The 1,383-nt window shown below is 68.5% G+C and carries 1 protein-coding gene; it reads right to left on the bottom strand.

Annotated elements, in window-relative coordinates:
- Window positions 1-992 (bottom strand): acyltransferase family protein (locus tag FNQ90_RS23215; RefSeq protein ID WP_182608139.1); only part of this gene is annotated, 992 nt, incomplete at its 3' end.
- Window positions 993-1,383 lie beyond the last annotated feature (391 nt).

The raw sequence follows: 1,383 nt of genomic DNA, 5'->3' as shown, positions 1-1,383 counted from the left end.
GGGCCGGGGCGCCCGGCCGGCGGTGTGGCCGGGGGGTCGGTCGGCCGGCGGAACAGCAGGGAGGAGGCCCTCGGTTGGACGAAGGGACGGGCGAGGAAACGCACCGGTGGGGAGGCCAGCAGGGCGGCGGCGGCCAGGCAGGCGACGAGGAAGAGCAGCGCCTTCGCGGTGGTGTCGATCCGGGAGAAGAAGTCGACGTGGTAGAGCTGCCGCAGGATCAGGGGGTGGATCAGATAGATGTAGAAGCCGCCCGAACCGAGATGGGTGATGAAGGGGACGCGGCCCCGGGGCACCAGCCGGAGCATGCACACGGCGGCTCCCACCCCCCAGGCCAGAGCGAGGAGCCGGACCGGGACCCCCTGGGTGAACTCCAGCCCGTCCCGGATGTAGGGCCGGCTCATCGCCAGCCATGCCCGGTCGACCGCGTCCCCCAGCAGTCCGATCCCGACGAAGGGGACCACCGTCCCGACTGCGGCCACGGAGCGCGGAATCCGCTCCATGGCACGCAGGTGCCACCCGCCCTGCCCGATGCGCCACCCCAGCAGAAAGAACGGGAGGAAGGTCACGGTCTGCGAAGCGGAATACGAGAATCCAACCTCCTCGACGAGGCCGACCACCACGGCGGCCACCACCGAGAGGGTGAAAGGGAATCTCAGCGCGGCGAGATAGGGCAGTGCCGCTCGCCAGAAGAGCAGCGAGAGCAGAAACCACAGGGTGGGAACGGGATTCACCACGAAGAAATGCACGGTGTCCCGGAGGATCCAGATCTGCAACGTGTGCAGGAGTGAGAACGCGGCATAGGGGATGAAAACCGTCTGGACGAGCTGCCTGGCGTGACGGCCCGTCAGCGGATCCGCCGTGCTGAACCGTCCCGAGACCAGGGCGAGGAGCGGAACCCCCAACGCCCAGGTCGCGGTGTGGAGCCAGGCGAAACCGGCGAAGTCCTTCAGCGGTGTGATGGCGTGGCCCACCAGCACCACGGTGGCGGCCACGTACCGCACATTGTCCCAGAGGGGGTCACGGGGCTTTCGCGCGGACCCCCTCCCGGCGCCCGGGAAAAAGAAACTCTTCGGCGATCGCACCCTGTGCCTTCCCTCACGGCCAATCGGTATCTCTCGGTCCGGGGCCTCGCTCCGGCGGTCCCGAACGGTGAGCATAGGTCACGAACGCGAGTGGTATCGCGGTGCCCGGGGAGCGGGGGTGTGATGCCCGATACCGGTTCATCGTGTGCAGGGGGGATTGACCGAAACGGGATTTTGGGTGAAGCGGGGGTGAACAGGAATTTGTTTTTCGTTCAGATTCCGGCATCCGGTGCCGGTCGGCCCCCTCCCCGGGGTCCGGGAAGTGGCCCCGGCCCCCGGACACCGCGCACCGGACCCGACC

Source organism: Streptomyces alkaliphilus (genome assembly GCF_014141535.1).
Taxonomy (GTDB): domain Bacteria; phylum Actinomycetota; class Actinomycetes; order Streptomycetales; family Streptomycetaceae; genus Streptomyces; species Streptomyces alkaliphilus.
This window is presented reverse-complemented; position numbering and strand designations above follow the sequence as displayed.